Below are 1,171 nucleotides of genomic sequence, written 5' to 3' on the forward strand. Positions count from 1 at the left end.
CTCCAGGGCCGGGCGTCTGGACACCCTTCCCGTGACCGTCGACCGCCACCACGAGCAAGAGGGTGACGACCAGCCCCTCAGGGTCGGTGGGCGCGACAGATCGCTACACAGTCCATCTCGGCTTAGCGACTACCGACCGTCTGTGGCTGGGCATAGGCCGCACACGGTCACTTCTCCTCCCACTCGGCTTAGCGACTGCGGTAGGTGGGTCGTGGGCCGGGGGTGATCAGTTCTCGGATCCTGAGGGGGAAATGGGAGTGGGGAGGTTGTCGCGGAGGTCTTCGGCGCGGAGGAGGTCGTCGGCCAAGGAGGTGCGGTCGGAGGCCGAGAGGGGGATATGGCCGGCCTCGGACAGCAGGCGGTCGGCTAGGAGGGTGTCGTCCATGTGCATGGCCATGGCGGCTCGGAGGATCAGGGCTTTGACGCGGTTCGGGGGAGGGACGTCGGAAGACAGGAGGCGGTCGAGGATCTTGGCGGCGGCTGCGTAGTCCTCTTTGGAATCGCCGAGGAGTGAGGCCATGTGGAGGGCCTTGGCCACCGGTTCCTTGGGAACCGGGGAGTGGTGGAGGTCTTCGCTGATCGGTTGGCCGATGCGAATGCTGTTGCCGCCCGGGTCGGCCATGATGAACTGCCGCATCCCGTAGGTGGTGTCCTTCAGCGGACCGATCCGAGGGATGCCACGGGTCGGGATCTTGCCCAGTTCTTGCTTCAGTCCGCTACGGAACTTCGCGTACAAAGCATCGACGTCGTCGGTCGTGATGTAGCACGCGCCGTACGACTCGGCCGGCTCGAACCCCTTCAGTGCCGCGAACTGCAACTCGACGTCACCGTGCTGCACGACGGCATAGGCGTACGGACGTTCTTGATAGAACGTGACCTCGAAACCTATGGCTTTGTAGAAGTCGACTGTCTCGGGGATGGACCTGCACGGGAGCATCGCCGCCAGTTTCTCGCTCATCCTCCGACCGTAGGACCATCCACCCTCGCTAGTCAAACTTGAATAGCGCCCCTTCTTGCTTCCTCGGCCACAGACGGTCGGTAGTCGCTAAGCCGAGTGGGAGTGTGTAGCGATCTGTCGCGCCCACCGACCCTGAGGTCGTTCCCGTCCCCCTCTTGCTCGTGGTGGCGGTCGACGGTCACGGGAAGGGTGTCCAGACGCCCGGCCCTGGAT

The 1,171-nt window shown here is 64.3% G+C and carries 1 protein-coding gene; it reads right to left on the reverse strand.

Going from position 1 to position 1,171, the window contains the following annotated elements; all coding sequences use genetic code 11:
- Positions 1 to 226: 226 nt before the first annotated feature.
- On the reverse strand, positions 227 to 958 hold the full coding sequence (locus AC061S_RS44435) for a bleomycin resistance protein (protein ID WP_478691575.1): 732 nt from the start codon (positions 956 to 958) through the stop codon (positions 227 to 229).
- Positions 959 to 1,171 lie beyond the last annotated feature (213 nt).

The organism is Streptomyces sp. CA189, assembly GCF_056428985.1.

Coding starts and splice junctions, on each gene's coding strand:
- AC061S_RS44435 (WP_478691575.1), bottom strand. CDS start 958: ATGAGCGAGAAACTGGCGGCGATGCTCCCGTGCAGGTCCATCCCCGAG.